We start from the raw sequence: 1,023 nt of genomic DNA, 5'->3' as shown, positions 1-1,023 counted from the left end.
GAGCGGACCAAGCCGCACGTGAACGTGGGCACGATCGGTCACGTTGACCACGGCAAGACCACGCTGACGGCAGCGATCACGACGGTTCTGACCGCGAAGTTCGGCGGCGAGGCGAAGGCGTACGACCAGATCGACGCAGCGCCGGAAGAAAAGGCACGTGGTATTACCATCAACACCGCGCACGTCGAGTACGAAACGGCTAACCGCCACTACGCACACGTCGACTGCCCGGGCCACGCTGACTACGTGAAGAACATGATCACGGGCGCGGCACAGATGGACGGCGCAATCCTGGTGTGCTCGGCCGCTGACGGTCCGATGCCGCAAACGCGCGAGCACATCCTGCTCGCCCGTCAGGTTGGCGTGCCTTACATCATCGTGTTCCTGAACAAGTGCGACATGGTCGACGACGCCGAGCTGCTCGAGCTGGTCGAAATGGAAGTGCGCGAACTCCTGTCGAAGTACGACTTCCCGGGCGACGACACGCCGATCATCAAGGGTTCGGCCAAGCTGGCGCTGGAAGGCGACAAGGGCGAACTGGGTGAGGTGGCGATCATGAACCTGGCCGACGCACTGGACACGTACATCCCGACGCCGGAGCGTGCGGTTGACGGCGCGTTCCTGATGCCGGTGGAAGACGTGTTCTCGATCTCGGGTCGCGGCACGGTGGTGACGGGCCGTATCGAGCGCGGCATCGTCAAGGTCGGCGAGGAAATCGAAATCGTCGGTATCAAGCCGACGGTGAAGACGACCTGCACGGGCGTGGAAATGTTCCGCAAGCTGCTCGACCAGGGTCAGGCAGGCGACAACGTCGGTATCCTGCTGCGCGGCACGAAGCGTGAAGACGTGGAGCGTGGCCAGGTTCTGGCCAAGCCGGGTTCGATCACGCCGCACACGCACTTCACGGCTGAAGTGTACGTGCTGAGCAAGGACGAAGGCGGCCGTCACACGCCGTTCTTCAACAACTACCGTCCGCAGTTCTACTTCCGTACGACGGACGTGACGGGCTCGATCGAGCTGCCG

Annotated in this window: 1 protein-coding gene; it reads left to right on the top strand. The window is 63.0% G+C overall.

What is annotated here, in order from left to right:
* Positions 1–1,023 (top strand): elongation factor Tu (gene tuf / locus M3I54_RS44325; RefSeq protein ID WP_254346723.1); only part of this gene is annotated, 1,023 nt, incomplete at both ends.

The organism is Paraburkholderia sp. CNPSo 3274 (assembly GCF_024206475.1).
GTDB lineage: Bacteria > Pseudomonadota > Gammaproteobacteria > Burkholderiales > Burkholderiaceae > Paraburkholderia.
This window is presented reverse-complemented; position numbering and strand designations above follow the sequence as displayed.